25 protein-coding genes are annotated in these 25,082 nt (G+C 46.6%); 11 read left to right on the forward strand and 14 right to left on the reverse strand.

Features of this window, described 5'->3' with window-relative positions; genetic code table 11:
• Positions 1-104 precede the first annotated feature (104 nt).
• Positions 105-1,061, forward strand: coding sequence for a tyrosine recombinase XerC (locus ACFQS8_RS07630; RefSeq protein ID WP_382166709.1), 957 nt, complete (start codon positions 105-107; stop codon positions 1,059-1,061).
• Between the two features lie 87 nt (positions 1,062-1,148).
• Here ACFQS8_RS07630 and ACFQS8_RS07635 read toward each other — a convergent pair whose 3' ends face one another.
• From ACFQS8_RS07635 to ACFQS8_RS07665, 7 genes are all read right to left on the reverse strand, one after another.
• Entirely contained in the window at positions 1,149-1,982 is an 834-nt protein-coding gene (locus ACFQS8_RS07635; protein WP_382166710.1) for a hypothetical protein, read from the reverse strand.
• Between the two features lie 190 nt (positions 1,983-2,172).
• Positions 2,173-2,730 (reverse strand): hypothetical protein, encoded by a 558-nt coding sequence (locus ACFQS8_RS07640; protein ID WP_382166711.1) that lies wholly within the window; start codon positions 2,728-2,730, stop codon positions 2,173-2,175.
• Positions 2,731-2,992: 262 nt separating this feature from the next.
• Positions 2,993-3,361, reverse strand: coding sequence for a DUF6768 family protein (locus ACFQS8_RS07645; RefSeq protein ID WP_382166712.1), 369 nt, complete (start codon positions 3,359-3,361; stop codon positions 2,993-2,995).
• Positions 3,361-3,927, reverse strand: a complete 567-nt coding sequence (locus tag ACFQS8_RS07650) for an RNA polymerase sigma factor (protein WP_382166713.1) — start codon at positions 3,925-3,927, stop codon at positions 3,361-3,363. The genes ACFQS8_RS07645 and ACFQS8_RS07650 overlap by 1 nt, the downstream gene beginning before the upstream one ends.
• Before the next feature lie 164 nt (positions 3,928-4,091).
• Positions 4,092-6,434, reverse strand: a complete 2,343-nt coding sequence (locus tag ACFQS8_RS07655; protein ID WP_382166714.1) for a DEAD/DEAH box helicase — start codon at positions 6,432-6,434, stop codon at positions 4,092-4,094.
• A gap of 309 nt (positions 6,435-6,743) precedes the next feature.
• On the reverse strand, positions 6,744-8,087 hold the full coding sequence (locus tag ACFQS8_RS07660) for an alkaline phosphatase family protein (RefSeq protein ID WP_382166716.1): 1,344 nt from the start codon (positions 8,085-8,087) through the stop codon (positions 6,744-6,746).
• 83 nt (positions 8,088-8,170) lie between these two features.
• A complete protein-coding gene (locus tag ACFQS8_RS07665; RefSeq protein WP_382166717.1) occupies positions 8,171-8,542 on the reverse strand; it encodes a VOC family protein in 372 nt (123 codons plus the stop codon).
• A 98-nt stretch (positions 8,543-8,640) separates the two neighbouring features.
• On the opposite strand from ACFQS8_RS07665, the gene ACFQS8_RS07670 reads away from it, so the two are divergent.
• From ACFQS8_RS07670 to ACFQS8_RS07690, 5 genes are all read left to right on the forward strand, one after another.
• A complete protein-coding gene (locus ACFQS8_RS07670) occupies positions 8,641-9,747 on the forward strand; it encodes a DMT family transporter (RefSeq protein ID WP_382166718.1) in 1,107 nt (368 codons plus the stop codon).
• A 36-nt stretch (positions 9,748-9,783) separates the two neighbouring features.
• On the forward strand, positions 9,784-10,134 hold the full coding sequence (locus ACFQS8_RS07675; protein WP_382166719.1) for a HopJ type III effector protein: 351 nt from the start codon (positions 9,784-9,786) through the stop codon (positions 10,132-10,134).
• Positions 10,135-10,182: 48 nt separating this feature from the next.
• On the forward strand, positions 10,183-10,695 hold the full coding sequence (locus ACFQS8_RS07680; protein ID WP_382166720.1) for a SixA phosphatase family protein: 513 nt from the start codon (positions 10,183-10,185) through the stop codon (positions 10,693-10,695).
• A gap of 111 nt (positions 10,696-10,806) precedes the next feature.
• A complete protein-coding gene (locus ACFQS8_RS07685; protein ID WP_382166721.1) occupies positions 10,807-11,427 on the forward strand; it encodes a hypothetical protein in 621 nt (206 codons plus the stop codon).
• A gap of 6 nt (positions 11,428-11,433) precedes the next feature.
• Complete coding sequence (locus tag ACFQS8_RS07690; protein WP_382166722.1) at positions 11,434-11,742, forward strand: winged helix-turn-helix domain-containing protein; 309 nt, start codon at positions 11,434-11,436, stop codon at positions 11,740-11,742.
• A gap of 61 nt (positions 11,743-11,803) precedes the next feature.
• On the opposite strand, the gene lpdA is transcribed toward ACFQS8_RS07690, so the two are convergent.
• Together lpdA and ACFQS8_RS07700 are read right to left on the reverse strand one after the other, a co-directional pair.
• Positions 11,804-13,201, reverse strand: a complete 1,398-nt coding sequence (gene lpdA, locus ACFQS8_RS07695) for a dihydrolipoyl dehydrogenase (protein WP_382166723.1) — start codon at positions 13,199-13,201, stop codon at positions 11,804-11,806.
• A 231-nt stretch (positions 13,202-13,432) separates the two neighbouring features.
• Complete coding sequence (locus tag ACFQS8_RS07700; RefSeq protein ID WP_382166724.1) at positions 13,433-13,789, reverse strand: hypothetical protein; 357 nt, start codon at positions 13,787-13,789, stop codon at positions 13,433-13,435.
• A gap of 183 nt (positions 13,790-13,972) precedes the next feature.
• Between ACFQS8_RS07700 and ACFQS8_RS07705 the strand changes: the two genes are divergently transcribed.
• Entirely contained in the window at positions 13,973-14,713 is a 741-nt protein-coding gene (locus ACFQS8_RS07705; protein WP_382166725.1) for a helix-turn-helix domain-containing protein, read from the forward strand.
• Between the two features lie 69 nt (positions 14,714-14,782).
• On the forward strand, positions 14,783-15,163 hold the full coding sequence (locus ACFQS8_RS07710) for a VOC family protein (protein ID WP_382166726.1): 381 nt from the start codon (positions 14,783-14,785) through the stop codon (positions 15,161-15,163).
• Positions 15,164-15,237: 74 nt separating this feature from the next.
• Here ACFQS8_RS07710 and ACFQS8_RS07715 read toward each other — a convergent pair whose 3' ends face one another.
• The gene (locus ACFQS8_RS07715; protein ID WP_382166727.1) at positions 15,238-15,705 is read right to left on the reverse strand and encodes a DMT family transporter; all 468 of its coding nucleotides are present in this window, start codon (positions 15,703-15,705) and stop codon (positions 15,238-15,240) included.
• Positions 15,706-15,938: 233 nt separating this feature from the next.
• Here ACFQS8_RS07715 and ACFQS8_RS07720 point away from each other — a divergent pair, with 233 nt between their 5' ends.
• From ACFQS8_RS07720 to ACFQS8_RS07730, 3 genes are all read left to right on the forward strand, one after another.
• Positions 15,939-17,174: an acyltransferase family protein gene (locus ACFQS8_RS07720; RefSeq protein ID WP_382166729.1), complete on the forward strand. Its 1,236-nt coding sequence runs from the start codon at positions 15,939-15,941 to the stop codon at positions 17,172-17,174.
• A gap of 112 nt (positions 17,175-17,286) precedes the next feature.
• Positions 17,287-17,601, forward strand: a complete 315-nt coding sequence (locus tag ACFQS8_RS07725) for an autorepressor SdpR family transcription factor (protein WP_382166730.1) — start codon at positions 17,287-17,289, stop codon at positions 17,599-17,601.
• Entirely contained in the window at positions 17,598-18,200 is a 603-nt protein-coding gene (locus tag ACFQS8_RS07730; RefSeq protein WP_382166731.1) for a hypothetical protein, read from the forward strand. The genes ACFQS8_RS07725 and ACFQS8_RS07730 overlap by 4 nt, the downstream gene beginning before the upstream one ends.
• A gap of 73 nt (positions 18,201-18,273) precedes the next feature.
• Here the strand turns inward: ACFQS8_RS07730 and odhB are convergent, their stop codons facing one another.
• From odhB to sucC, 4 genes are all read right to left on the reverse strand, one after another.
• Complete coding sequence (gene odhB, locus ACFQS8_RS07735; RefSeq protein WP_382166733.1) at positions 18,274-19,758, reverse strand: 2-oxoglutarate dehydrogenase complex dihydrolipoyllysine-residue succinyltransferase; 1,485 nt, start codon at positions 19,756-19,758, stop codon at positions 18,274-18,276.
• Positions 19,759-19,791: 33 nt separating this feature from the next.
• Positions 19,792-22,803 carry a 2-oxoglutarate dehydrogenase E1 component gene (locus tag ACFQS8_RS07740; RefSeq protein WP_382166734.1) on the reverse strand — a complete coding sequence of 1,004 codons (3,012 nt, stop codon included), beginning with the start codon at positions 22,801-22,803 and terminating at the stop codon, positions 19,792-19,794.
• 78 nt (positions 22,804-22,881) lie between these two features.
• The gene (gene sucD, locus ACFQS8_RS07745) at positions 22,882-23,784 is read right to left on the reverse strand and encodes a succinate--CoA ligase subunit alpha (RefSeq protein WP_382166735.1); all 903 of its coding nucleotides are present in this window, start codon (positions 23,782-23,784) and stop codon (positions 22,882-22,884) included.
• A 5-nt stretch (positions 23,785-23,789) separates the two neighbouring features.
• A complete protein-coding gene (gene sucC / locus ACFQS8_RS07750) occupies positions 23,790-24,986 on the reverse strand; it encodes an ADP-forming succinate--CoA ligase subunit beta (RefSeq protein ID WP_382166736.1) in 1,197 nt (398 codons plus the stop codon).
• Between the last annotated feature and the right edge of the window lie 96 nt (positions 24,987-25,082).

Below are 25,082 nucleotides of genomic sequence, written 5' to 3' on the forward strand. Positions count from 1 at the left end.
TCGACAACAGGCATTCGCACAAACACCACAGATTTCTCACAAGAAACACATCCCCATTTGCGCGCGTCCATTTTGAGTTAACATCTAAGCGGCATGATTAAGTTATGGCCAACCTTGCATCCACCCCCGAACACACACATTCACATGCGCCGCGCACAGCATCGCAAGCCCTTTACGCATTCGTGCAGCACTTAACGCACGAACGCCGCATGTCAGAACATACGATTGACGGATATCAACGGGACGTCGCCAGTTTTTTAGGATTTTTAACCAACCACCTCGGCGGCGAGGCCCATGTGGATGATCTGACTAAACTTACACCGAGCGATGTGCGCGCATGGCTGGCCCATCGCCGTGCCAATGATGAGTTGCAAGCCACATCCCTTAGTCGCGCTTTATCGGCTGTGAGGGCATTTTTCAAATTTATGGATCGCCAGCTCGATAAACCGAATGCGCGTATTCAAATGGTGAAAGCTCCCAAGCGCGCGCAAAGATTACCCCGCCCGCTTGCGATGGATGCAGCAAAAAATTTGCTTGAAGAAGTCCAAAACCAAGATATCGAACCTTGGGTGGCCGCACGCGATGCCGCAATGATCGCCCTGATGTATGGTGCGGGACTTCGTATTTCCGAAGCATTGTCACTTACGGATGCAGATATTCCTGCGCGAGACGTGCTTCGTATTCGCGGGAAAGGCGATAAGGTACGACTCGTACCGCTTATTCCTGTCGTGCGGGATGCGCTTAACTCATATTTTGAGAAGCGCCCTTTTCTGCGTGATGATGACGGACCATTATTTCGCGGCGTTAAGGGCAATAAGCTAAATGCGCGGATAATCCAAAAGCTTGTTGAGCAGATGCGCTATGCGTTGGATTTACCAGCCACAGCCACACCGCATGCTTTAAGACACTCATTCGCAACACACCTATTGGCCAATGGCGCAGACCTTCGCTCGATCCAAACATTGCTAGGCCATGCAAGTCTTTCATCCACGCAAATTTATACAGGCGTAGAAAGCGATAGATTGAAAGCCATCCACAAAGCTGCTCACCCAAGGGGGTAGCAATGGCGGGTTTTGGCATAAATGGTCGTTCAGTACCTCTCCAGATAGTCTTAGAAACAATACGAAGACGATTTTAAAACCTTTGTGTCATCTTTCAAGTAGCGGAGGAAGTACTTCGCCTTCAAAGTAAGATGGACTGTATCTTATTTCGCTGACGTGCAATTTTTGGAGCTCAATAAAACGATTTTTTTTGTTGTCATAGACAGTAAAATAGCCATTGGAACGCAGGAACAATCCAACGTTTGAGTATGTTTCGCCATTGTCCATTTTTATAGAAATAATGCGCCCACCACCGTATCCAATAGATTTAAGGTTTGTTTCAAAAGACCTTATAGCCACAACGTATATACTTGCCACCACGATAATTAGGGCGACAAAACTAGCGTAATATTCGGGCCATTTCGACGCTTCGCCGAAGAAAGGGGAACTAGGGATTGCGAAAAAAATTGCCACACCACCAGCAAATAGAAAGGTCAACTTGAAATACTGAAACGTGCTAAACACCCCATCAATCAGTGAGAACAAATTAATGAATAAAAATAGAATTAGGAAAGACAAAAATAGAGCAGAAAATTGAAATAAAATCATTCGAATCTTTAAAGGTAAGCTTGATGAATCAAATTTCTGGTAATTAAAGTGGTTCCTAATTACTTCGACAAAAGGAGGAAGAGTTGAAACAAACGTAAAACTCAAAAACGCTGTAAAAAAAGCTACGGTAAAACTAAAATAGGCAGCAAAAGCAATACCTTCAAAATGGAGTCTGGCACCATAATTCAGTGCGTATAAATGCAACCTTAAATTTATTAAAATTGACATCGAAAGTGCAAAAATCAACGAAATAACCGCTCTTCTCAAAATTGGTCGGCTATCCAATGGAAAAATGCCAAATGAGTCATGAACAAACTTGAGAACGCCAAGCATATAGTTTCCCCTCCCAACGAAATATCGATATTAAACTACTCATTAAAATAAGTAATCCGTCGCGATAAAGTCTACTTAATCTTAACTACTTCCTTTAGAACGTAACTGTCACCTTTTGGCGAAACTCTTCCTGTTCATCAGGGTAAAAGTGGCCCAAAGACTACTGATGATCTCTAAGCTATGATATGTGTTAGTGTGTTGAAGAAAACATCAGCCCATAACTAACAGCGATAGTCAGAGCCGCGTATATAAAGGTTTCAAAAAACAAGAGACCTAGGCTTTTTACCTGCCCTTTATAATGCGTGTAGTAGAAATCGTATGACATATCCTCTTCACTAACGTTCATAACTAGATCGGGAATCTCTCTTAAAAAGGGATTGTAACCGTCTGTGTCTCGTTTAAACCAGAACTCCCACACGAGCACATATATAAACATCGGCCAACAAACGAATGCGAGCACACACATTAAAATTAGCATATCTTTACCGAACTTAGAAAAGGTACGATAAGCTGCACTACTTACTATCACCCCAGCAGTCATGTAGTCTTTTGCCCATTTAGTGAGCTCCCATCCAGTAAATTTAGGAACCCATCCAAGTAAAAAATCCCACAATGCATGGCTGATGGTCTGATAAATTGTCACCCAATCCACAATACTCTGATGCAGGTCAATAAAGCTAGATGACAGAGTAACTAGGCCAATTGCGCCGAGAACAACAAAGGGCGCTCGAGAAATGAAATTTATCAACGCTTTACACTTCCATCACTTTCTATGTTCGTAAATGTCTTACCATTCTGCGTTCTACTTTGGCTCTACAGCGTGACCATTTTGGGGCGCTTTTTGTTTAAAGGGTAATGTCCACTTCTGGCGAATAGCGGACGCTTTCCATTTTGTAGACTCGAGGGCGAAAGACAGATTTAGGCCTTGCATCGTGGTGGCCCATTTCTGATAACGCCGCAGACACAGAGAAGCCCATCCTCGGGATTAGCGAGAATGGGCTGACTTTAATCTAGATTGAGCTAGACCGTGCAATTTCTAGCTGGAGGCGCTTGATTTCACGCACAATGGCAAACCGATTCAAACGATTGTGAAACCAGAGCTTCATCGCGATTTGCGCTGTATTTCCCATAATCGCTAATGCTGCCCACATAATCTGATCTTTCACCGTATCTGCCTGAAAGAATGCAAAAATTGAGTACAGTATCACCCCTGAAAAAATGAAAACACCAATCCAAGCCATAATATTCATTCCTCTGCCTGGCCCACTCAAGCTTGCAAAAGCTTCTTTATAGTAGCTATCCTCATTCAGACTCTCATCAATAAAAGCCTCATCTTCAGCACTTAGAAGGCCTTTCAAACGGTCATCAAATCCACTCATTACAACGTTCCTTCTTCTGTTAATTCATAAACTGCTTTTAGTTTTTCGCGTGCCGCATACAGACGTGACTTAACCGTACCAATGGGAATGCTCATTCCTGCTGCAATCTCCCTCAGGCGCATCCCATCAACATAAAAAAGCAAAAGCAATTTTCGGTCAGCTTCGGGCAAGGCACCCAAAGTCTGCTTTAATGCGAATGATTCATGGTCCTGATCTGGAGCTGCGGGTGTGGGCTGGCGCTCTAATTCGGCCTGAACATCTCGAGCGCGTATTTTGGATTGAACATAATCCGCTGCACGACGACGCACTATCGTATAGGCCCACGGACCAAACGCTGCAGGATCGCTCAATCGATGAATATCTTTTGCGATTGTGAGCGCAGCATTCTGAACAACATCCAATGCTGCTTCACGCTCCCCGGTTCGCCGAAAAGCAAACCGCAACAATTTGGGATACCAACGTTTATACAGCAGCTCGAAAGCCCGTCGATCACCGCCAATTGCAAGTATCGCCTGATATTCATCAAGCGCTTCAAGCGTACGTATGTCTGTAAGATTGCGTGACACGGTGACGATTTCCTTCCTGTTTGACAGTATAGTCATGCCCAAGAAGCAAAAGGTTCATTTTTATTGATTTGATACGGAAGTAAAATGAAGGCCAGACACAAAGAAGCCCACTCTCGGGTTAGCGAGAATGGGCTGACTTTAATCTAAATTGCTATCGCTAAAATTTAGCGTGCAAAGCTTGGCTTGCGACCACTGAATGGGCCTTTGCTCTTTGGTCCTGGAGCTGGTCCACGACGCGGCTTACCGCCACTTGGCTTTTTAGGTGCACCAAAACCCGCTTTATCACCGCGTGCATCAGACTTACCTTCGCCGCGTGGTCCACGTTTTTCAAAACGATCACCGCCGCCACGTTTTTCAAATCCGCGACCTTCAGAATTTCCGCCACGTGTACCCGGATATGTAGGACGCTCAGAGCGTCCACGAGTTGGACGGCTTGCGCCCTCTTCATAACCATCTTGGCGCGGTCCATCAGAACGACCACCTTCTGGACGTTTCCATGTACGCTCGCCGCCACGTTTATTGTCTGGACGACCGCCTTCTTTGCGATCTTGACCCCATGAGCGACCATCAGCTGCGCGTTTCTTGTCGTACTCTGTACGTGGGCGCGGATTGCTTCCCTCATACCCACGACTTGGAGGACGCTCACCTGCTAAACGTTCTGCACGGTTAGGACCCTCACGGCGCGGCGCGCCTTCACGTCCTTGATATCCACCGCGATTTTCGTCACGTCCACCATCACGGCCACCTTCACGACGCCCTTGATAGCCGCGACCTTCACCGCGTCCACCTTCTGAACGACCACCTTCACGGCGTCCTTGGTAGCCACGGCCTTCACCGCGTCCGCCTTCTGAACGACCGCCTTCACGATTGCCTTGATAGCCTCGGCCTTCACCACGTCCGCCCTCTGAGCGACCGCCTTCGCGATTGCCTTGATAGCCTCGGCCTTCACCGCGTCCGCCCTCTGAACGACCGCCTTCACGATTGCCTTGATAGCCTCGACCTTCACCGCGCCCACCTTCTGGACGTTCACGGCGCGCAAAACGGTCATCACGATTGGGACGTTCAGAACGCTCTGCACGTGGCTCATAAGCTGGTTCAGTACGCGCGTCTGCACGGAATGGGCGATCTTCACGCTGTGGACGGTCACCGCGATCACCACGATCGTCACGACCTTTATATCCACCACGGCCACCATCACGGCTGCCACGCGCACCATCGCGTCCGCCACGACCGCCATCACGACCTCCACGTCCACCATCACGACCACCGCGACCGCCATCACGTCCGCCACGACCACCGTCACGGCCACCGCGACCACGTGGGCGTTCTTCTTCAATTGGCGTTGCATTTGCTGTAATTTCTTCAGCCAAATCAACGAAACCATCCGGCAGATCAACAATTGGGATTTTCATCCGGATCTGACGTTGAATGTCGAGAAGGTATTTCTTTTCATCACGTGCCACAAATGAGATGGCTTGCCCTTCACGTCCGGCACGCGCTGTACGACCAATGCGGTGTACATATTGTTCTGGTACGTTTGGAATCTCATAGTTGAAGACGTGTGATACACCTGGCACATCGATACCACGCGCAGCAATATCCGTAGCAACGAGCACTTTCGTGTCACCATTACGGAAAGCATTCAATGCACGCTCACGCTGACCTTGAGATTTGTTTCCGTGGATCGCGCTACAACGTATTCCTGCTGCAAGTAGTCTGTTTACGACCTTGTCCGCACCATGTTTTGTGCGTGTAAACACAAGAGCGCGGTCAATGGACTCATCTTGCAATTTCACCAAAAGCAAAGGTGCTTTTTGAGCTGCATTCACGTGTGTCATGGATTGATCAACACGTTCAGCTGTTGTTGATTCTTGCGCAATGGATACTTTTTTCGGGTTCTTCAAGAACTGCTTAGAAAGCCCAGAGACATTGTCTGGCATTGTTGCAGAGAAGAACAATGTTTGACGGTCTTCAGGAACAGCTCCCGCAATGCGACGCAATGGGTGGATGAACCCAAGGTCAAGCATTTGGTCAGCTTCATCAAGAACAAGTTTCTCAACATAAGAAAGATCAACTGCGTTCTGCTCCATCAAGTCGATCAAACGACCTGGTGTTGCAACAAGTACATCTGCCCCGCGGTGCAAGTCACGCATTTGCTTACGGATAGGCACACCACCAAATACTTTTACAACGCGCAATGAGAGGCATTGGCCGTATTTGCTGAAAGCTTCAGCGATCTGGCTTGCAAGTTCACGTGTCGGTGCGATTACAAGACAACGCACAGCACCGGGTGCTGGCATGTCAGGATATTTACATAAGTGGTGCAGAAGCGGCAAAGCAAATGCAGCTGTCTTACCTGTACCTGTTTGAGCGATACCAAGGATATCGCCGCCTTCCATCACAAGCGGAATAGCTTGGGCTTGGATTGGAGTTGGAGTTTCGTAGCCTTCTTTAGTCAAGGCTTTAAGGACTGGACCAGCCAGATCAAAATCAGAGAATGTTGTCACGATTTACTTTCGCATACAGATGAACGCAAAATATCACAGGCCCCTTTCTCATCAGAAAGGCGCACGGGCGCTCGTTAAAGAGACGACCCGCGTGAATCAGGGCGTTTGTGAGATGTGCGTCTCAGGGGGCCGGCTCAAGTGCGGATGTCTCCCGCGCGTGCTTCACGCCGCCAGTCTTACCCATGCGTTTTGTGGAAACGCATCGCAGCGGGCCTTATGTTTTACTTCTGAGAACATGTCAAGCGGGATGCAGGCATGCATAATTGCACCCAACTGCAAACTCGTGCCCCGTTTAGCCATTAGTCTAGACTAATTATCTGCATCCGCATCTAATCTTGATCGAAATTTATCAGTGAATGGCTTACGCCAAACTTCTGGTGATCCATCCGTTTGCGCAGGCTCAACATTTAATATCTCAGCAATCATGCCGTGCACATTCACATTTTCAAAAACATCGATCATTTCACCTTGCTTAAAGGCTGGCCCTGCCGCGATGAACGTCGCATGCATATCTCTTAGCGTGTTGAGATAACCATGATTGCCTATAGGACTAACTGACCACCCCGTCTTCTCGGCTGCTATTTCGGCGTTGCGCGTTGTCACATACCAGTCAGGGTCAATCGTCACCATTATAGGCGGCGTTCTATCATGCGGCGGCGCACCTAACGGTCGATGCGTAAAAACATCCGTTCCAAGCTTGGCGCTCATATGAGGGTGAGCATTTTGCAAGTTCGCAAGCAATTGCGGCGTATCTGCGGGATCCAATGGCCAAACCGCTGCAAACGGCCCTAAATCGAGATTGCGCTCTCTAACTAAGGACATATCAATATAGTCATCAAGATAGATCTTTTTCTCTAAATCAACATTCAGCATGCCGTGGTCTGACACGATTATTATATTGGTATTCTCTAACAGCTCGCGCTTGCGCAAGCCATCTAGCAGCTTTCCAACCATTCCATCCATTCTAGAAATAGCGGCTTTTTCTTCGGGGGAATCTACCCCAAAGCGGTGTGCGTTCTGATCAATATCATCATGATAAAGCGTAAGAAAATGAGGACGCGCATCGCCTGCACGGTCTAAATGACCCAACACCATATCAACACGTTCGTGCGGAAATTTCGTCATTAAGCTCGAATAGGCAATCGAATAGGTGGGACCAATCTCATTGATACTAGCTTCAGACCCAACCCAACCAGCGGTGGCTGTACGCACACCTTGAGATTCAAGTACATTCCATATGGGAATACCGTCATCCCACCATTTTTCAACGGATGAACTATCATTGGTAAAGGTCTCGTCAAAAACTGGATCATAAGGACGGTTGACTAAAAAGCCGTGATTTTCAGGATGCAATCCAGTCGCCAATGCGTAAAAATTTGGAAATGTCTTGGAAGGAAAAACAGGTTGCATCCCCTTTGCCCGCACACCCCGCTGGACAAGACTATCAATGTTTGGGGTATCTGCTCGATCGACACCATCCCACCGCAAACCATCTAACCCGATTAATATTACAGTCGATCGCTCAGATGCTGGCAATTCATCTTCCGCACTCACCTGCGATGATTGCGGAACGCTTTTAGGCGGGGTCGCACATGAAGCCACTCCCAAAAGGAGAAGAGCAAACAGACTTGCCCATTTAAACTGTAGTTTCATGAATCACCTAATGCAGCAGAATTGGAGCCAGACTTAATTCCACCTTATGACATAGGCATGACATAAAAAATCCAAATCTGGATTTAGACGTGCTGATCAATCAATATTGGATTTCCATCAGGGTCGATGACAATAAAGCTGGCCGGACCAATTGAATCTTCATTGACTTCTTTTTCGATCTCTATGCCGTCTGCTTTTAGGGATTTCTGAATATCGCGTACATCCGTAAAGTCTTTTAGGCGATTGGTATTCTCATCCCAACCGGGATTAAAGGTGAGCATATTTTTCTCAATCATGCCCTCAAACAATCCGATAATTGTGTCGCCATTTTTCATGATTAGCCAACCCTGCTCCTCATGACCCGCATATGCACTAAAGCCCAGTTTTTCGTAAAATACCTTAGAAATTGCAAGTTCCTTGACTGCTAGACTAAGTGAAAACAACCCTAATTTCATAACCTGCCCTCCTTATTCAAAGCGCAAGCTTACTACAAATTTAAAGAGAAACACATCTTCCCCTTTGGTTCGCTTGACTGCATGCCAGCCGCAGGATAATGCCAGCGCATGATGTATCGCCCAGCCTCCACGCAAATTTGGCACCTGCTCCTGATATAGGAGCAGTCGATAAGATCATGTCTGTATCGGCTGTGGAGCATCCACGACCAAGCCTGATACCAGTCAAAATGTTTCGCAGTCGGTTTAATTTATTCAACATAGTGCGGAATTGTCCTATGCCTTTTAAACCTTCAAACCGAGTAATCGGTTTTTCACTAGCTGCGATAGGATCATCCCTATTCTCCATGAAAGCACTCGCAATCAAATTTGCGTTTCTGGAAGGCGCGAGTGTAGAACTGATGATGGTGTTGAGAATGGGATTTTCTCTGCCAATATTTCTTGTTGTAGGTTTTATGGCGTGGCGCAAAAATCGTCGCAAAGGCGTTGCGCTTACACCCCGCCGCATCATGCAGACATCAGCTCTTGGTGTGTTGAGCTATTATGTGTGCACATGGCTGGACTTTGAAAGCCTGCACTATATTTCTGCGCAATTGGAGCGGTTGATCCTGTTTTTATACCCCACTTTCACCGCTATTTTCGCTTGGATATTCTTGAAAGACAAACTCACATTTCGCCACGCAATCGCGCTAACGCTTTCCTATGTGGGCGTGGCGATATTGATTGGGCCAGAGCGAGCGCACTTTGGTGATCAAGCTTTATGGGGTGCAGGATTAGTGTTTCTAGCGGCAATATTGTTTGCAGCCTATGTGACCATGTCAAAAGGTGTCATCACTTCATTGGGATCCCCCTTATTTACATCTATCGCGATGTCCGCTGCCGCTATTGCGATATTAGCGCACTTTTCAGTGGAAGCGGCTATTGGCATTGAGCAGGTGACGATTAATGCGAACCTGATTGGCTATGGATTGTTTTTGGCTATTTTCTGCACAGCGCTCCCCGCATTTGCGATGACAGAAGCGATATCACGCATCGGTCCGGGGCTAACGAGCGCACTTGGAGGGCTTGGCCCCGCCGTGACCGCATTACTTGCCGTGTGGATATTGCATGAGCCCTTTGGTTGGCCTCATTTTTTCGCGCTCGTATTTGCAATTACAGGCGCATTGATATTGGTCATGATGCCGAAAGAAAAACAATCAACACCTTAATCGACAACCGACCTAGCAATTATAGAGTGACAGAATATGACGAACTTTTCCTCGGCGCAAAAGGAATTCTTAGCCGACCTTACAAAGCCAGACTTTATGTTTGAAACGACATTGAGCTTTATTGAAACTTGGTATGATTTCACGCCAACAGCCTTTAAAAACGGGCGAGTTGAAAATAGCGCTTCTGAAAACCAAGGGAGCTGTAAAGTTTTCGCACTCCAACACCTGCTTAACCTCACCACAGAGCAAACACTTCTAGCCTTTGGCCAGCACTATAGAGATGTGCTAACTACGCCTAATGCAGAAAACCATTTCAATTTGAGAACCGTTGTAAAAAGCAATTCAGTCGATGTTGAGTTTGAAAACTGTCCTTTGAAACGCAAATAACATCACAGCAAATTCGCACTAGACATTTGAGCATTGGGGAACGGGCCGTTGAAGAAATTTTTGTTTGGAATAGCGATAGCCTTGTTTCTCAATGCCTGCGCAACAAACACGCCTGCAGACAATATCACGACCGTGTATTTAGTTCGCCATGCTGAAAAAGAAAATGACGGCACTAAGGACCCAAGCCTCAGTCAACAAGGTCAGGTCCGCGCAACTTACCTTGCTCAGCTGCTAAATGACGTGAAACTTGACGCAATATATTCAACACCCTATCGACGCACGACAGAAACAGCAGCGCCGGTTTTAACTCAATCAGGATTAGATAGCCTCACATCCTATGCAGGCAATGATCTTGAAGACGTCGCGCAGAAGATACACGCCAAACAAGGCACATATCTCATTGTTGGGCATAGCAATACGACACCTCAATTGGTCAGCATTCTCATACAACGCGATGTCGCGCCACTTGAAGAAAGTGATTTTGACCGCCTCTACAAAGTAACTCTGCATTCTGACGGTGACACTCACTTGGAAATGCTGCCCTACACGCCCCCTTCCTAACACCCTATTTCACGACATTTCTTCTCTTCCAACGGCACTGGCTAAAAATTGCTTGACGTTTATCGACAAACATGTACTTTATATTTTAAAGTTCTTTACTGGAGAGAAATCATGTCAACATCAAATGCAATAGACGACCTTGGATATTTACGCTCACTTGCAGAAGAAGGTGCCACTGCGCCAAATGTGAATGGGCGCTACTACATTACTTTTGGCTGCCTTGGTGCGATTGCTCTAACAGCACATTGGTCCATAGCAAGCGGAGTGATTGGACTTCCATTATCAACACTTGCATTCGTCTGGTTAGGGTTTGCGTTGCTCTCACCCATTGCTATTTTCCTGCTCTCTCGATCATCCCATTCCAAACCGGGACAGGGTTCAGCAAGCAACCGAGTGACACGCCTGTTTTGGACAACGGCCTCTCCCGCCATGTTCTCAATCTGGATTGCCCTTTCCGTTGCCGCATACTTTAGAAACGTATCCCCCATTGTTTTTGATATGCTGCCTATTATCGCCTTCTTCTCATATGGCGTCGTGTACATGATTGAAGCAGGCATGGAAAAAGCAAGTTGGAAACGGTTTGCAGGTCTTGGTGGAATTGCTGGGGCTGTAACAATGGCCGCACTTATTGGAACTGCCGAAGCTTATTTGGGCGGTGCTATCGCCACACTTCTCATAGGTGTCATCCCCGGCTCCATTATGATGAAGCGCGAACCAAAGAATGTGGTTTAAGCTAAAATGAGCGAGAACCCGTTTGACCATGGCGAGATAAATGATCTCATTCACTCTCGCCTTCGCTTAGGCGTCATGGCCTATCTATCCACAGCCCATTCCGCCATATTTGGAGAATTAAAAGCCAAGGTGAATGCAAGCGACGGTAATCTATCTGTGCAACTCAAAAAATTGGATGAGGCTGGATATATCACTATCGAAAAAAAATTCGTCGGTAAGAAGCCCCAAACCACTGCCATCCTGACAGATAAGGGACGTCAAGCTTGGCTAGCCTATCTTGCGCATATGAGGTCCATGCTCGATGCGGCAGAATAACAAAAAAAGCCCGCGATGATAAAATCGCGGGCTTCCTTTTTTAGCTTTATAAAAAGCTAAATTACATTTGCATTGTCCAACCTTCAACGCCCATAGCAGCCTGACGAACTGCTTCTGACTGCGTTGGGTGTGCGTGACATGTGCGTGCGATGTCTTCAGAAGATGCTTTAAATTCCATAGCAACACAGATTTCAGCGATCATTTCGCCGACGCCAACACCAATCATGTGCGCACCAAGCACTTCATCGGTTGATGCATCTGCAATGATCTTCACGAAACCATCCGTAGTGTGATTACAACGCGCACGGGAGTTCGCCATGAATGGGAATTTACCCACTTTGTATTTCACGCCAGCGGCTTTTAGGTCTTCTTCTGTTTTACCAACCCAAGCCATTTCAGGGCTTGTGTAAACAACACCCGGCACGAGATCATAATTCACGTGACCAGCTTTACCCGCGATAAGTTCAGCAACGGCCGCACCATCATCTTCAGCTTTGTGCGCGAGCATTGGACCTGTTGTTGTATCACCAATAACCCAAACGCCAGCAGCGCCTGTTTGGAAATGGTTATTCTCAATGACGCCGCGTTGATTAGGCGTAATACCCACAGTCTCAAGCCCGAGGCCATCTGTGTATGGCTTACGGCCAATCGCAACGAGCACAACATCTGCATCAATTGTTTCTGACGCGCCGCCCTTAGCAGGCTCCATTGTCAATTTCAGTTTCGACTTTAGCTTTTCAACGCCAGTTACTTTCTGACCGAGTTTGAACGTCATGCCCTGCTTGGTCAAAATTTTCTGAGCTGCTTTAGCAACTTCCAAATCAGAACCAGGAATGATGCGGTCCAAATACTCAACAACAGTAACTTCTGCGCCAAGACGTGACCAAACAGACCCAAGCTCAAGACCGATCACACCAGCACCGATGACGATCATTTTCTTCGGCACACTCGAAAGGCTCAACGCACCTGTAGATGTAACGACGCGCTCTTCATCAATCTCAATGTTTGGAAGGTTTGTTGGTACTGAACCTGTCGCAATCACAATGTTTTTTGCTGAAAGCTCTGCTGCGTCTTTGCCTTCAACAACCACTTTGCCAGCACCAGCAATACGGCCCTTACCACTAAAGACTTTGACTTTGTTCTTCTTCATCAAGAAAGCAACACCGTCAGTTAGACCTTTAACAGCATCTTCTTTTTGCTTCAGCATTTGAGGAAGGTTAAGCTTTACGCTGCCTGTCTCAATACCGAGGCTTGCGAAATTGTTCTTTGCTTCATCAAAAAGCTCAGACGCGTGCAGCATGGCTTTAGATGGAATACATCCAACATTCAGACATGTTCCGCCAAGCGTGGCTTCTTTTTCAATGATAGCTGTTTTCAAGCCCAACTGGCCACAACGAATAGCACAGTTATAGCCACCAGGGCCGGCTCCGATAATTACGACGTCAAAAGTCTCAGACATTGTATTTCCTGTTTCCCCGAGTGGGTCGCCCGAGAGGGGCAGTAAGGGTGATTTGCCGCGAAACTATACTTGCTTTCGCAGAGGTCAACACGTCCAAAGGCTGCAAAAGTTTTGTTAGCGCTACAAACATGCATTCCGGCAAAAAAAACCGCAATGAGGCACATTTAATGACGCAGAATTAGTAAACCCTGCCCTAATTTTATGCGAAATCCTGAATGATAATTGCGCTCTTTATACGGAAGGTCTCTTTGAGACGCGTGGCGCTAACCAGATCAAGAACATGCTACCTGCTGACATCGCCATCGCAATGGGAAACTGGAACCATAGCGGCAAAACAGCAAACACAGCCCCATACACAAATGCCCCAATGGTAATTATCACTACGACCACAATCCAAGCAGGCAAATGGCTACGAAACCAAGTTGCATTTTTTTTTGGGCATAAGAAAGCTGTCGCAAAGACACCGCACCATAGCGCGATAACCCAAAAGCCAATCCCCACCAATGAGCCAGCCCCCACGCCTCGCGCTATCAATAATAGCGTCATAGAAACGATTAGGCCTAAAAATGTGGCGATAATAGATTGCATGCTAATCCCTCAATAGATTCGTTACCGCATACCATCAACCAAGTGACGACTAAAGCCCCAAGAAAGAAAGTGAGCTAATGGGGTCGTTTAATATCATTCTCTTGTTTAAGCTGAAGTGAGTCAGAGAGCGACCAAGTTTTGGTGTTTTAATACCCGCAATTGAACAATAAAAGTGACCATCCAATGTATAGCCCGAAAGGAAACGGAAAAGATAAGTCCTTTCCTACTGTCCAGTTTTCAGAAGCCGAACCTCCTCAACATTTACGCGGTGTCGTTCATCGCTTCTTGGACCTCAAAACGGATGGAGAGCTACACAAAGATTATGAATTTCACGCCTTGCCTGATGCGTGCACCTATCTTGTGTTTGATCAGCATAATGTAGATGTAACTGGCGTTTCAAAACTGCGGGCAGAATCGCAAGAATTCAATCTTGGAAGAACATTTCACTTTGTGAATATCCGCTTTTTGCCCGGCGTATGGTTGGGCGACCTTGAGCAAATAGCCTATGGTCTAGTAGATACACCCTATGCCGGAGACCTCCCCCTTAAAGATTTAAACGCTCAAATTACCGGATTGGAATTTGAGAACCAACAAGAGCTGCTATGTCAGTTTGTTGAAACCCTTATCGAGCAAGGCTTACTTGCGCCTAATCCTGCGATTGAAAACATACTCAACAATCTGGACAATATTCATAATGTGGCAGATATGGCTGAGATATCGAAGCTATCCACGCGCCAACTTCAACGCACGCTCAAACGCACCACAGGCTTTCCACCGCATGACTTTCTAAAAATCTTGCGCTTGCAACAATCTATAAATGGCCAAGATATCTGGTCCTATGCCGACCAATCGCATTTCATCAACTCCTTTAGAAAAGCGACCGGTTACTCTCCGGGTAAATATTCAAAAAAATACGATGTCTGAAATCTACAATACGACTGAACGCCGCTTTGTTAGGTCTTGGATAAGCCAAATAACAAATAGGAGTTGAACATGACGAAAATGAACGCTGTTGGATGGTTTGACATATATGTAGCTGAATTAGATCGCGCCGTATTATTTTATGAAACCGTTTTTGCTTGCAAGCTAGAGCCAATTGGCGACCCTACGGGTGAAACACAAATGATGAGTTTCCCAACCGACATGGGCTTGTATGGTGCCGGTGGCGCATTATCAAAATCAGAGTTTGGTCGGCCCGGTGCTGGTGGAACTGTTGTTTATTTTTCGGTTGAAGATTGCGCTATAGAAGAAGCACGCATTGCCAAAGCTGGTGGAAAGGTCATCCGGCCTAAGTTTTCAATCGGTGAATTTGGTTGGGTCACGCTATGCCAAGACAGTGAAGGCAATATTATCGGCCTCAGCTCGATGAAATAAGTTATTCAATCCTAATACAGACGGTAAAATGTTTGTATTAGGATTTTCTCGCTAGCCCTAGAGCGCGCGAAAAACTACACGTCTTTTTGAGCCAAATATAAGCCTACAGCCATAACAAATAGGCCCAAAGCACGTTTAGGCGTGATTGTGGACTTAATCGCTCCAAATAAACCAAAATGGTCGATCACTACAGCGCTGGATAATTGTCCCAGCAGCACAATGAATATCGCATTCCCCAAACCAATTTTTGGAGCGGCCCATGTGATGGAAGAGATATAAAAGACAAACAGCACACCCCCCAGAAAATACTGTTTAGGGATTGCCTTAAATTGCGCAATATTTGGAAAGTCTCCTACTCCACCAGAAGCGATTAACACGAGGCTACTGGTTAAAAACGTAACCCCCGTTAAAACCACAACAGCTGAGAGCGGGTTCCCCAATTTTGTTCCAAGTCCCGCATTCAAATTGGCCATCATGGGGATACCAAACCCTGCCGCGAGCATTAAAAGCCCCGACCCAATGATGAAATTTGAATATGTCATTTCTGCCCACTCTTTATTGGCTTATTCCAACTGAGCTTTTGTCATGCATGAGAACATCTCCAAAGTCATCTTCTCTGGGACAGGCATGTTTGCAATTTTCGTGTAAAATGTAAAATGTCGCAACTTCCTCTGGTGTTTATTCCTTAAAACTATGTTAACGTTAAAAATCCTGTATTTGTGAGCGCTTAACGCCCTTATCAGGATTTTACAATTATGTTTTTTGGGGGAGAGTTTTGAAGTTATTCAATGCTAATGCGCACTCAATTCCAACCAATTTATCAGCACGTCGATATGATTTAGATCACCTTCGCGTTGTTGGATTAGGTCTTATTTTTATTTATCATCTCTGCGTTTTTTACGGCCCCACTAATTGGGTCATCAAAAGCACGCATTCAGGGCATTTTGTAGATGGCCTCTTATTATCATTGACCAACCCTAGCCCATGGGCGCTCATCCTTTTATTCTTTATTTCTGGCGTATCTCTGCGATTTGCAACAGACAAAGCCCCCCCCTTAAAACTCGCTAAAAAACAATTCCTAAGACTCGGCGTACCGCTGATTTTCGGAATATTGGTTATCTGCCCTCCACAAGCCTATTACCAATTCCTGCAAGATGGGATGGCATTACCAAATTTCCTGAAGTTTAGTGCAACCTATCTCCTACCAGGACACGCCTATCCGGACGAACCCGTGAAATGGGAGCATTTATGGTATTTAGCATACCTTTTGGCATACACGCTTTGCCTCTTGCCGTTCATCCCCATTATCAAACGCTTCATGGAGTCACATGGCGATGACATGCTAAGGCACGCATTTGACCACCCCTTCAGTACCCTTTGGCTTATACCTCTTCCCTTTATACTTTACCGATTTACTTTAGACCCGCACTTTCAAACAACACTTAGGATTTTTCACGATTGGGCACACCACTTCCATCGTTTTTCAATTTTCTTTTTGGGATTTCTTCTTGCAAAAAATCCGGCCTTCTGGAGCGCTATAGCCCGCTACTATACCAAAATGATTTGGGCAGCCGCAGCGATGAGCATCATTCTAGCGATATGCGTATTTGGGCATATTGGAGCCAATATCACTTTAAACTCCGTGCCTGTTCTACAAGCGCTCAACATTCTATATGAATTTGCAATCATCGGCGGATTGCTTGGACTAGCGCAACATTATCTGAACCGCCCGAGTCCAGCGTTAAGTTATTTTCTGGACGCAGGTTTACCAGTTTACATTCTTCATCAAACCATCATCGTCATAGCTGGGTATTACTTGACCCGTTTACCCATACACACATTTTTTGAAGTAACCCTGCTTTTAATTGCAACATTTGGTGGCTCGTTCGGGATATACCACTTCTGCATCCGACCTTTTAATCTACTTCGCTTTTTATTTGGTCTCCCCGCCAAACAAACGTCCTCTGAAACACGAAAGATGATTTCACAGCCCACCAAGCATCATAAGTAACAATCATCAAAGTAAATATCGTCATTTATTCCACATGCTTTAATACACGAACATATAGCTGAATAGCTATGCGTATTGACTAATATATAGTTTATTAGCTATATGTCTATTCATGAGCAACATCTTTAAAGCCCTTTCCGACCCTACCCGCCAGCAAGTGCTGGAGCTCTTGCGGCAAAAGCCCATGAGCGCTGGGGAAATTGGAGAGCATTTCACATTTTCTCAGCCGACCATGTCGGCTCACTTATCGGTGCTGAAACAAGCTGATCTCGTTCAAACAGAAAAGATCGGTAAACAAGTTTTCTACCGACTAAAACTGACTGTGTTGGAAGACGCTATTCTCAGCCTCTCCAAAACATTCGGACTATCACAAAGCCAAACCAGCACAACTTCATCATCAACGTCAGCCAAGGAGGCCGACCAATGAGTTTTCGTACCTACATTTCCATCTTTCTGCTTCTTACGCTTTCAGTGGTAGCCGTCGTCATCTTGGACTGGCGCACTTATGATACCATTCCTATTGGCGAGTTTGGTCTTCCCAAACCTGCACTTGTCTTGGGATTTTTCGCAATCTTGTGGATTGGTAGTTTTGTCATCCACTTCATGCCCAGAGATAAACTCAAAGACCCTGGAAGTGGGCAGTTTTTAATGTGGTGTGTCCTACTCACATCCGCATTTATACTGCTCGATAAGTCAGTACTATACGCCTATAATATGGGTTGGACAGACGCTACTTTATTCAAACGCATGGACATGGCATTCTATGGTTTTTTCATCATGCTAATGGCGAATTTTCAAACGAAAACACTGCCTCCCATGGGTAAAACGCCTGAAGAAACTCACCTCATCGACACACGCTTTCGTGCTTCCAGCCGGGCTGTCCTTTTATTTGGATTATCATTTGTTATCATATGGTTGGCGACACCGGTCAAAGAAATCGCGATAGGCCTAACCATCTCTGCAATGGCGATTACGGCCAGCTATATCTTATGGCGATTTTTTAAGGACAAGAATGCAGTTGTCTAACAAGCTCAATTCATCCCACAAAAAAGCCCGCCAATCTCTGGCGGGCTTTTCTATTATTCGGATTTTAAAAACCTTAAAGGTCGAGCAATAGACGCTCTGGATCTTCTAGGTTTTCCTTCACGCGGACCAAGAAGGTCACAGCCTCTTTACCATCCACAATTCTGTGATCGTATGAGAGAGCAAGATACATCATTGGGCGGATTTTAACTTCGCCTTTGATAGCAACTGGACGCTGCTCAATACGGTGCATACCAAGCACACCAGACTGAGGCGGGTTCAAGATAGGTGTCGACATCATAGAACCGTAGACACCACCGTTTGTAATGGTGAATGTACCGCCTTGGAGGTCAGACAATGCCAATTTACCGTCACGCGCTAATTTACCCAAACGGCCAATTTCAGCTTCGATTTGCGCAAGGCTCATTGTATCCGCATCGCGTACAACTGGCGTGACAAGACCTTTGTCTGTCCCGACAGCCATAGAGATGTCGTAATAGTTTTTATAGATCAGGTCTGTGCCATCAATTTCAGCGTTCACAGCTGGAATTTCTTTAAGTGCGTGCACAACAGCCTTCGTGAAGAAAGACATAAAGCCCAATTTCACGCCGTGCTTCTCAAGGAACAAGTCCTTGTATTTACTGCGCATCGCCATGACTTCTGTCAAATCAACATCGTTAAATGTTGTCAGCATGGCTGCAGTGTTTTGTGCTTCTTTCAAACGCTTCGCGATTGTCTGACGCAGACGTGTCATTTTCACACGCTCTTCGCGAGGACCAATGTCACGAGCGACAGCTGCAGGCGCTGCACTTGCTGATTTTGTACCTTGTGCAACGTAGCTCAAAGCGTCACCTTTAGTTGCGCGACCATCTCGGCCAGTTCCCGGAATGTCAGCTGGGTTTACGTCATTTTCAGCAGAAATACGGCGCACAGACGGTGCAACTGCAGCACTTGAACTTGCCGGAGCTGCTGGCGCTGTTGTGGGTGCAGCAGCAGCTGGTGCAGCACTCGCACTTGCACCGGCAGTAATCATCGCGATTTCTGTACCGATACCAACTGTTGTGCCTTCAGCAATCAAAGTTTCAGACAACACACCCGCAACAGGTGAAGGCACCTCAATCGCGACTTTATCTGTTTCGATTTCTGCAATCGGGTCATCAACCTCAACCGCTTCACCGGGCTTTTTCAACCATTGGGACAATGTCCCCTCTGTCACGCTTTCGCCCATTGCTGGCACGACAACTTTAACAGAGTCTCCGCCACCAGATGGGGCCGCTGCAGGCGTTGCAGCAGCAGCTGGTGCGGATGGGGCCGGCGCAGCGCCGCTTCCCGAACCGATGCGACCGAGCAAAGCACCAATCTCTACAGTATCGCCTTCTTTAGCAGCAATCTCAGAGAGAACACCGTCTTCAGCAGCAGATACTTCAATCGAGACTTTATCTGTTTCAAGTTCAACTAGAACTTCATCTTTAGCAACAGCATCACCCGGAGCTTTCATCCAAGTTCCGACAGTAGCCTCGGTAACACTTTCGCCCAATACTGGGACCGTAATATCGGCCATTTTGACCTCCTTCAATCGTCCTTACCGGACGTGTTACTCTTCAAATGCTGCATCTAGGAATGCAGCTAATTCTTTCTTGTGTAGCCCCATATTACCAGCCGCTGTTGAAGCGGAGGCAGCACGACCTACATAACGCGCACGTGTCGCTTTGCTTTCAAGACGCTCAAGCACACGTTCAATGTTTGGATCAACAAATGTCCAAGCACCCATGTTTTTTGGCTCTTCTTGACACCAAACCATGTCCGCATTCTTAAAGCGTTTCAACTCTTCCATCAGTGGTTTCACTGGGAATGGGTAAAGTTGCTCAAGACGTAGCAGATACACATCTTTAATGCCGCGTGCTTCACGTTCCTCGAACAGGTCGTAATAGACTTTACCAGAACACATAATCACACGACGAATTTTGTCATCCTTGACCAATTCCACCTTACCTTGACGTCCATCCGTCTCAGCATCATCCCACAAGACACGGTGGAAAGAAGAACCTTCCGCCATATCCGAGAGTGCGGATGTAGCCAATTTATGACGTAGCAATGATTTCGGAGTCATCAAAATAAGTGGCTTACGGAAGTCACGGTGAATCTGACGACGCAAAATGTGGAAATAGTTTGCAGGTGTCGTACAGTTCGCAACTTGCATATTATCTTGCGCACATAGCTGCAAGAAACGCTCAAGACGCGCAGAAGAGTGCTCAGGACCTTGCCCCTCATATCCGTGAGGTAGCAAACACACCAAACCAGACATGCGAAGCCATTTACGCTCACCACATGATAGGAATTGGTCAAACACAACTTGTGCACCATTTGCGAAGTCACCAAACTGAGCTTCCCAAAGGGTCAGCGTGTTTGGAGCTGCAAGTGAATACCCATACTCATAACCAAGTACAGCTTCTTCAGATAGCAGCGAGTCGATAACTTCATAATCAGCCTGCTCATGACGCAAAGACCGCAGCGGCGTGTAACGCGCTTCAGTGTTTTGATCGACAATGTGCGAGTGACGCTGAGAGAAAGTACCGCGACCAGAATCTTGACCAGACAAACGAACTGGGAAACCTTCAGATACAAGTGATCCAAATGCCAGCATCTCTGCAGTTGCCCAGTCAATTCCCTCACCTGTGGTAATCATTTTCGCGCGTTGGTCATAAACCTTTTTCACAGTCTTATGCGCAACAACCGAGTTTGGAATTGTAGTCAGATTGGCTCCAAGTGCTTTAAGGCGGTCCATCTCAAGAGATGTACGGCCACGACGGTCATCTTTCGCAGGTAGACCAAAGCCAGACCACGCACCGTCCAACCAGTCAGCAGAAGCAGCTTTATAGGTCTTTCCTTTTTCAAATTCTTGGTCGAGGAAAGTTTCAAGCTCTTTAACGATCTGATCCACGCCCTGCTCTGTAATAACGCCAGCTTGCACAAGCTTGTCAGAGTAGATTTCACGTGTAGATTTTTGTCCTGAAATCTTTTTGTACATCAATGGCTGCGTGAACATAGGTTCATCACCTTCATTGTGTCCAAAACGACGGTAACAGAACATGTCAATCACAACGTCTTTACCAAATTTTTGACGATACTCAGTCGCTACTTTCGCTGCATGCACCACAGCTTCTGGGTCATCCCCATTCACGTGGAAAATCGGTGCTTGCACCTGCAGAGCAACATCTGTCGGATATGGCGACGAACGCGAATATTTCGGGCTCGTTGTAAAACCAATCTGGTTATTGACGATAAAGTGGATTGTTCCGCCTGTGCGATATCCGGCAAGACCAGAAAGCGCAAAACACTCAGAAACAACACCCTGCCCAGCAAAGGCCGCATCTCCGTGAAGCAACAAAGGCATAACCTTCACACGCTCAGCTTGGCGATCTTCTTGAAGGTCAAAGCTTTGTTTTGCACGTGCTTTACCAAGAACAACTGGGTTCACAGCTTCAAGGTGCGATGGGTTCGCTGTCAAAGACAAGTGAACTTTATTGCCATCGAACTCGCGGTCAGATGAGGCACCAAGGTGATATTTCACATCACCAGAACCAAAATCATCTGCCCCTTGCGTGTTTCCACCTTGGAACTCGTTGAAAATAATGTGGTAAGGTTTGCCCATCACAGCCGCAAGAACATTCAAGCGTCCACGGTGTGGCATACCTAGAATAATTTCATCCACACCCAGCGCACCACCACGTTTGATGATTTGCTCAAGTGCAGGCACAGCTGCTTCACCACCATCTAGGCCGAAACGCTTCGTACCCGGATAACGCTTGTGGAGGAAACGCTCAAAAGTTTCAGCTTCCAAAAGCTTGGTAAGGATTGCGATACGACCTTCAGCCGTAAATTCAATTTCTTTGTCTTCACCTTCTATACGTTGCTGAATCCAGCTTTTTTCTTCTGGGTCAGCAATGTGCATAAACTGCACACCGAAGGTTGAACAATAAGTCCGTTTCAAAATCTCAAGGATTTTACGTGGAGACGCATATTCAAGGCCCAACACGTGATCAATATAGATCTCGCGGTCCATGTCAGCTTCTTCAAACCCATAAGTTTTTGGTGACAATTCAGGGTGTTCGGAAGGAACTTCAATTCCCAGCGGATCAAGATTAGCAGCTAGATGACCACGAATACGGTAGGCCCGTATCATCATCAATGCGCGGATAGAATCTTGTACTTGTTGGTGAATATTTGCCGAAGACGCAGGCGCACTTGACGCCGTTGACGCAGCAGCCCCTGCCGGCTGTTTCTTCTCGATTTTAGATTTAAGAACGGGTTCAATCTTAGCCCAATCACCATCAAGCGCTGAAATCAACTCGTCTGATTGCGCTTTTGGCCAGCTTTTGTTTGACCAAGCCGGACCTGCCGCTGCTTGTTTTGCAGCAATTGCTGGATCACCAACTTTATCAAAGAAATCCCGCCAGTCCGCGGAAATGGATGTAGGATCTTCTACGTATTGAGCATAAAGCTGCTCGATATAAACGGCGTTGCCTCCATAGAGAAACGCTGTGTCCAACATGTCAGCGTTCTCTTTTGAACGCTCGTTATTGCCCGATGCCGACTGGCTCGTCATGGTTAACCGTCCTTATATAAGGACGATCGGATTGGAACCTGAATTGGCCCAATCCGGCCGCCTTAGTCGCTTGTTATATTAGCCTTTAAGCACTTCTGTCATAGTCACACCCAGACGCGCCGGGCTTGGAGAAACAGTAATACCTGCTGCTTCCATCGCCGCGATTTTGTCTTCAGCGCCACCTTTACCACCGGATACAATCGCACCAGCGTGACCCATTGTACGTCCTGGAGGAGCTGTACGACCCGCAATGAAACCAACCATTGGTTTCTTACGGCCTTTTTTAGCTTCATCCTTCAAGAATTGAGCGGCTTCTTCTTCAGCAGAACCACCGATTTCACCAATCATGATGATGGATTCTGTTTCATCGTCTGCCAAGAACATTTCCAAAACGTCAATGAACTCAGTTCCCTTAACAGGGTCACCACCGATACCAACAGCAGAAGTCTGACCAAGGCCAGCAACAGTTGTTTGGTAAACAGCTTCGTATGTGAGCGTACCTGAGCGGGACACAACACCCACGCTACCTTTTTTGAAGATAGAACCAGGCATGATACCGATTTTACACTGATCAGGTGTCATAAGACCCGGACAGTTAGGTCCGATAAGGCGGGATTTGGATTTGTCCAATTTCGCCTTCACCTTCACCATGTCCATCACAGGAACACCTTCAGTGATACAAACGATCAATGGAATTTCAGCGTCAATCGCTTCCATGATAGCTGCACCCGCACCTGCTGGTGGCACATAGATTACAGACGCATCTGCGCCAGTTTTCTCTTTACCTTCAGCAACAGACGCAAAGATTGGCAGCTCTTGGCCGTTATCAGCAGTCCAGTTTGTTCCACCTTTTTTCGGGTGAATACCACCCACCATTTGCGTACCAAAGTATGCAAGCGCTTGGTTTGTGTGGAATGAACCGGTTTTACCCGTCATACCTTGTGTCAGGATCTTCGTATTTTTGTCGATAAGAATAGACATGTGACTTAAGCTCCCTTCACTGCAGCAACAATTTTTTGTGCAGCGTCATCAAGGTCATTCGCTGGGATCACGTTCAAACCAGAGTTAGCGATGATCTCTTTACCTTTTTCAACGTTAGTTCCTTCAAGGCGTACAACCAAAGGAACAGCAAGGTTTGTTTCTTTAACAGCTTGAAGCACACCTTCAGCGATCACATCACACTTCATGATACCACCGAAAATGTTGACCAAAATACCTTTAACAGCTGGGTCTTTCATGATGATTTTGAATGCTGCCGCAACTTTAGCTGCATCTGCACCACCACCAACATCACAGAAGTTAGCAGGCTCTTCGCCGTAAAGCTTGATGATGTCCATAGTGGCCATAGCAAGACCAGCACCGTTCACCATACAACCGATTGTTCCCTCAAGCGCGATATACGCAAGGTCCCACTCAGAAGCTTCGATTTCTTTTTCGTCTTCTTCAGTCTTGTCGCGAAGCTCCATAATGTCTGGGTGACGGAACAATGCGTTTCCATCAAAAGACACTTTCGCATCCAACACGCGCAGACGTTCATTTTTCATAACGATTAGCGGGTTGATCTCTAGCATCGCCATGTCTTTTTCAACAAAAGCTTTGTAGAGGATTTTCGCAAGTGACATACCATCTTCACGTGCAGCGCCAGTTAGCTTAAGTGCATCACAAAGCTTTGTTGCATCTGCATCTGTCACACCATCTTCAGGCTCAATTGTAAGCGTGATGATTTTTTCAGGTGTGCTGTGCGCAACTTCCTCGATATCCATTCCACCTTCTGTTGACACCACAAAAGCTGGCTTACCAGATGCGCGGTCTACAAGAAGAGAAAGATAAAGCTCTGTTTCGATGTCAGCACCGTCTTCCACATAAATGCGGTTAACTTGCTTACCAGCAGGTCCAGTTTGGTTTGTAACCAAAGTGCTGCCGAGCATCTCACCAACGTTTTTAATCACGTCTTCTTTAGAGAAAGCGAGGCGAACACCACCCTTTTCTCCAGCTGATGCTTCTTTAAACTTACCTTTACCGCGTCCACCTGCGTGGATCTGGCTTTTTACAACCCATAAAGGTCCTGGAAGTTTGTCAGCTGCTGCTGCTGCTTCATCCGCAGAAAAGACTGCAACACCGTCAGCGACAGGTGCGCCAAACTCTTTGAGAACGGCCTTGGCCTGATGCTCGTGAATATTCATAGAAAACCGCCTAAGCAAAGCGAGGAATTAGCCCCTAATAGTTCGCGGTTTATAGCATTCAGGACGCTTGTGACAACCGGACTTTACCTAGCTAAA

The sequence above is a fragment of the Hirschia litorea genome (genome assembly GCF_042665075.1).
In the GTDB taxonomy this organism is placed as follows: domain Bacteria; phylum Pseudomonadota; class Alphaproteobacteria; order Caulobacterales; family Hyphomonadaceae; genus Hirschia; species Hirschia litorea.

Bases quoted from the DNA above. Each gene is read 5' to 3' on its own strand.
- ACFQS8_RS07670 (WP_382166718.1), top strand. From the start codon at position 8,641: ATGCCAGCGCATGATGTATCGCCCAGCCTCCACGCAAATTTGGCACCT.
- lpdA (WP_382166723.1), bottom strand. From the start codon at position 13,201: ATGTCTGAGACTTTTGACGTCGTAATTATCGGAGCCGGCCCTGGTGGC.
- ACFQS8_RS07730 (WP_382166731.1), top strand. From the start codon at position 17,598: ATGAGTTTTCGTACCTACATTTCCATCTTTCTGCTTCTTACGCTTTCA.
- ACFQS8_RS07660 (WP_382166716.1), bottom strand. From the start codon at position 8,087: ATGAAACTACAGTTTAAATGGGCAAGTCTGTTTGCTCTTCTCCTTTTG.
- ACFQS8_RS07715 (WP_382166727.1), bottom strand. From the start codon at position 15,705: ATGACATATTCAAATTTCATCATTGGGTCGGGGCTTTTAATGCTCGCG.
- ACFQS8_RS07690 (WP_382166722.1), top strand. From the start codon at position 11,434: ATGAGCGAGAACCCGTTTGACCATGGCGAGATAAATGATCTCATTCAC.
- ACFQS8_RS07635 (WP_382166710.1), bottom strand. From the start codon at position 1,982: ATGCTTGGCGTTCTCAAGTTTGTTCATGACTCATTTGGCATTTTTCCA.
- ACFQS8_RS07700 (WP_382166724.1), bottom strand. From the start codon at position 13,789: ATGCAATCTATTATCGCCACATTTTTAGGCCTAATCGTTTCTATGACG.
- odhB (WP_382166733.1), bottom strand. From the start codon at position 19,758: ATGGCCGATATTACGGTCCCAGTATTGGGCGAAAGTGTTACCGAGGCT.
- ACFQS8_RS07685 (WP_382166721.1), top strand. From the start codon at position 10,807: ATGTCAACATCAAATGCAATAGACGACCTTGGATATTTACGCTCACTT.
- ACFQS8_RS07705 (WP_382166725.1), top strand. From the start codon at position 13,973: ATGTATAGCCCGAAAGGAAACGGAAAAGATAAGTCCTTTCCTACTGTC.
- ACFQS8_RS07740 (WP_382166734.1), bottom strand. From the start codon at position 22,803: ATGACGAGCCAGTCGGCATCGGGCAATAACGAGCGTTCAAAAGAGAAC.
- ACFQS8_RS07710 (WP_382166726.1), top strand. From the start codon at position 14,783: ATGACGAAAATGAACGCTGTTGGATGGTTTGACATATATGTAGCTGAA.
- ACFQS8_RS07725 (WP_382166730.1), top strand. From the start codon at position 17,287: ATGAGCAACATCTTTAAAGCCCTTTCCGACCCTACCCGCCAGCAAGTG.
- ACFQS8_RS07675 (WP_382166719.1), top strand. From the start codon at position 9,784: ATGACGAACTTTTCCTCGGCGCAAAAGGAATTCTTAGCCGACCTTACA.
- ACFQS8_RS07630 (WP_382166709.1), top strand. From the start codon at position 105: ATGGCCAACCTTGCATCCACCCCCGAACACACACATTCACATGCGCCG.
- ACFQS8_RS07645 (WP_382166712.1), bottom strand. From the start codon at position 3,361: ATGAGTGGATTTGATGACCGTTTGAAAGGCCTTCTAAGTGCTGAAGAT.
- sucD (WP_382166735.1), bottom strand. From the start codon at position 23,784: ATGTCTATTCTTATCGACAAAAATACGAAGATCCTGACACAAGGTATG.
- sucC (WP_382166736.1), bottom strand. From the start codon at position 24,986: ATGAATATTCACGAGCATCAGGCCAAGGCCGTTCTCAAAGAGTTTGGC.
- ACFQS8_RS07665 (WP_382166717.1), bottom strand. From the start codon at position 8,542: ATGAAATTAGGGTTGTTTTCACTTAGTCTAGCAGTCAAGGAACTTGCA.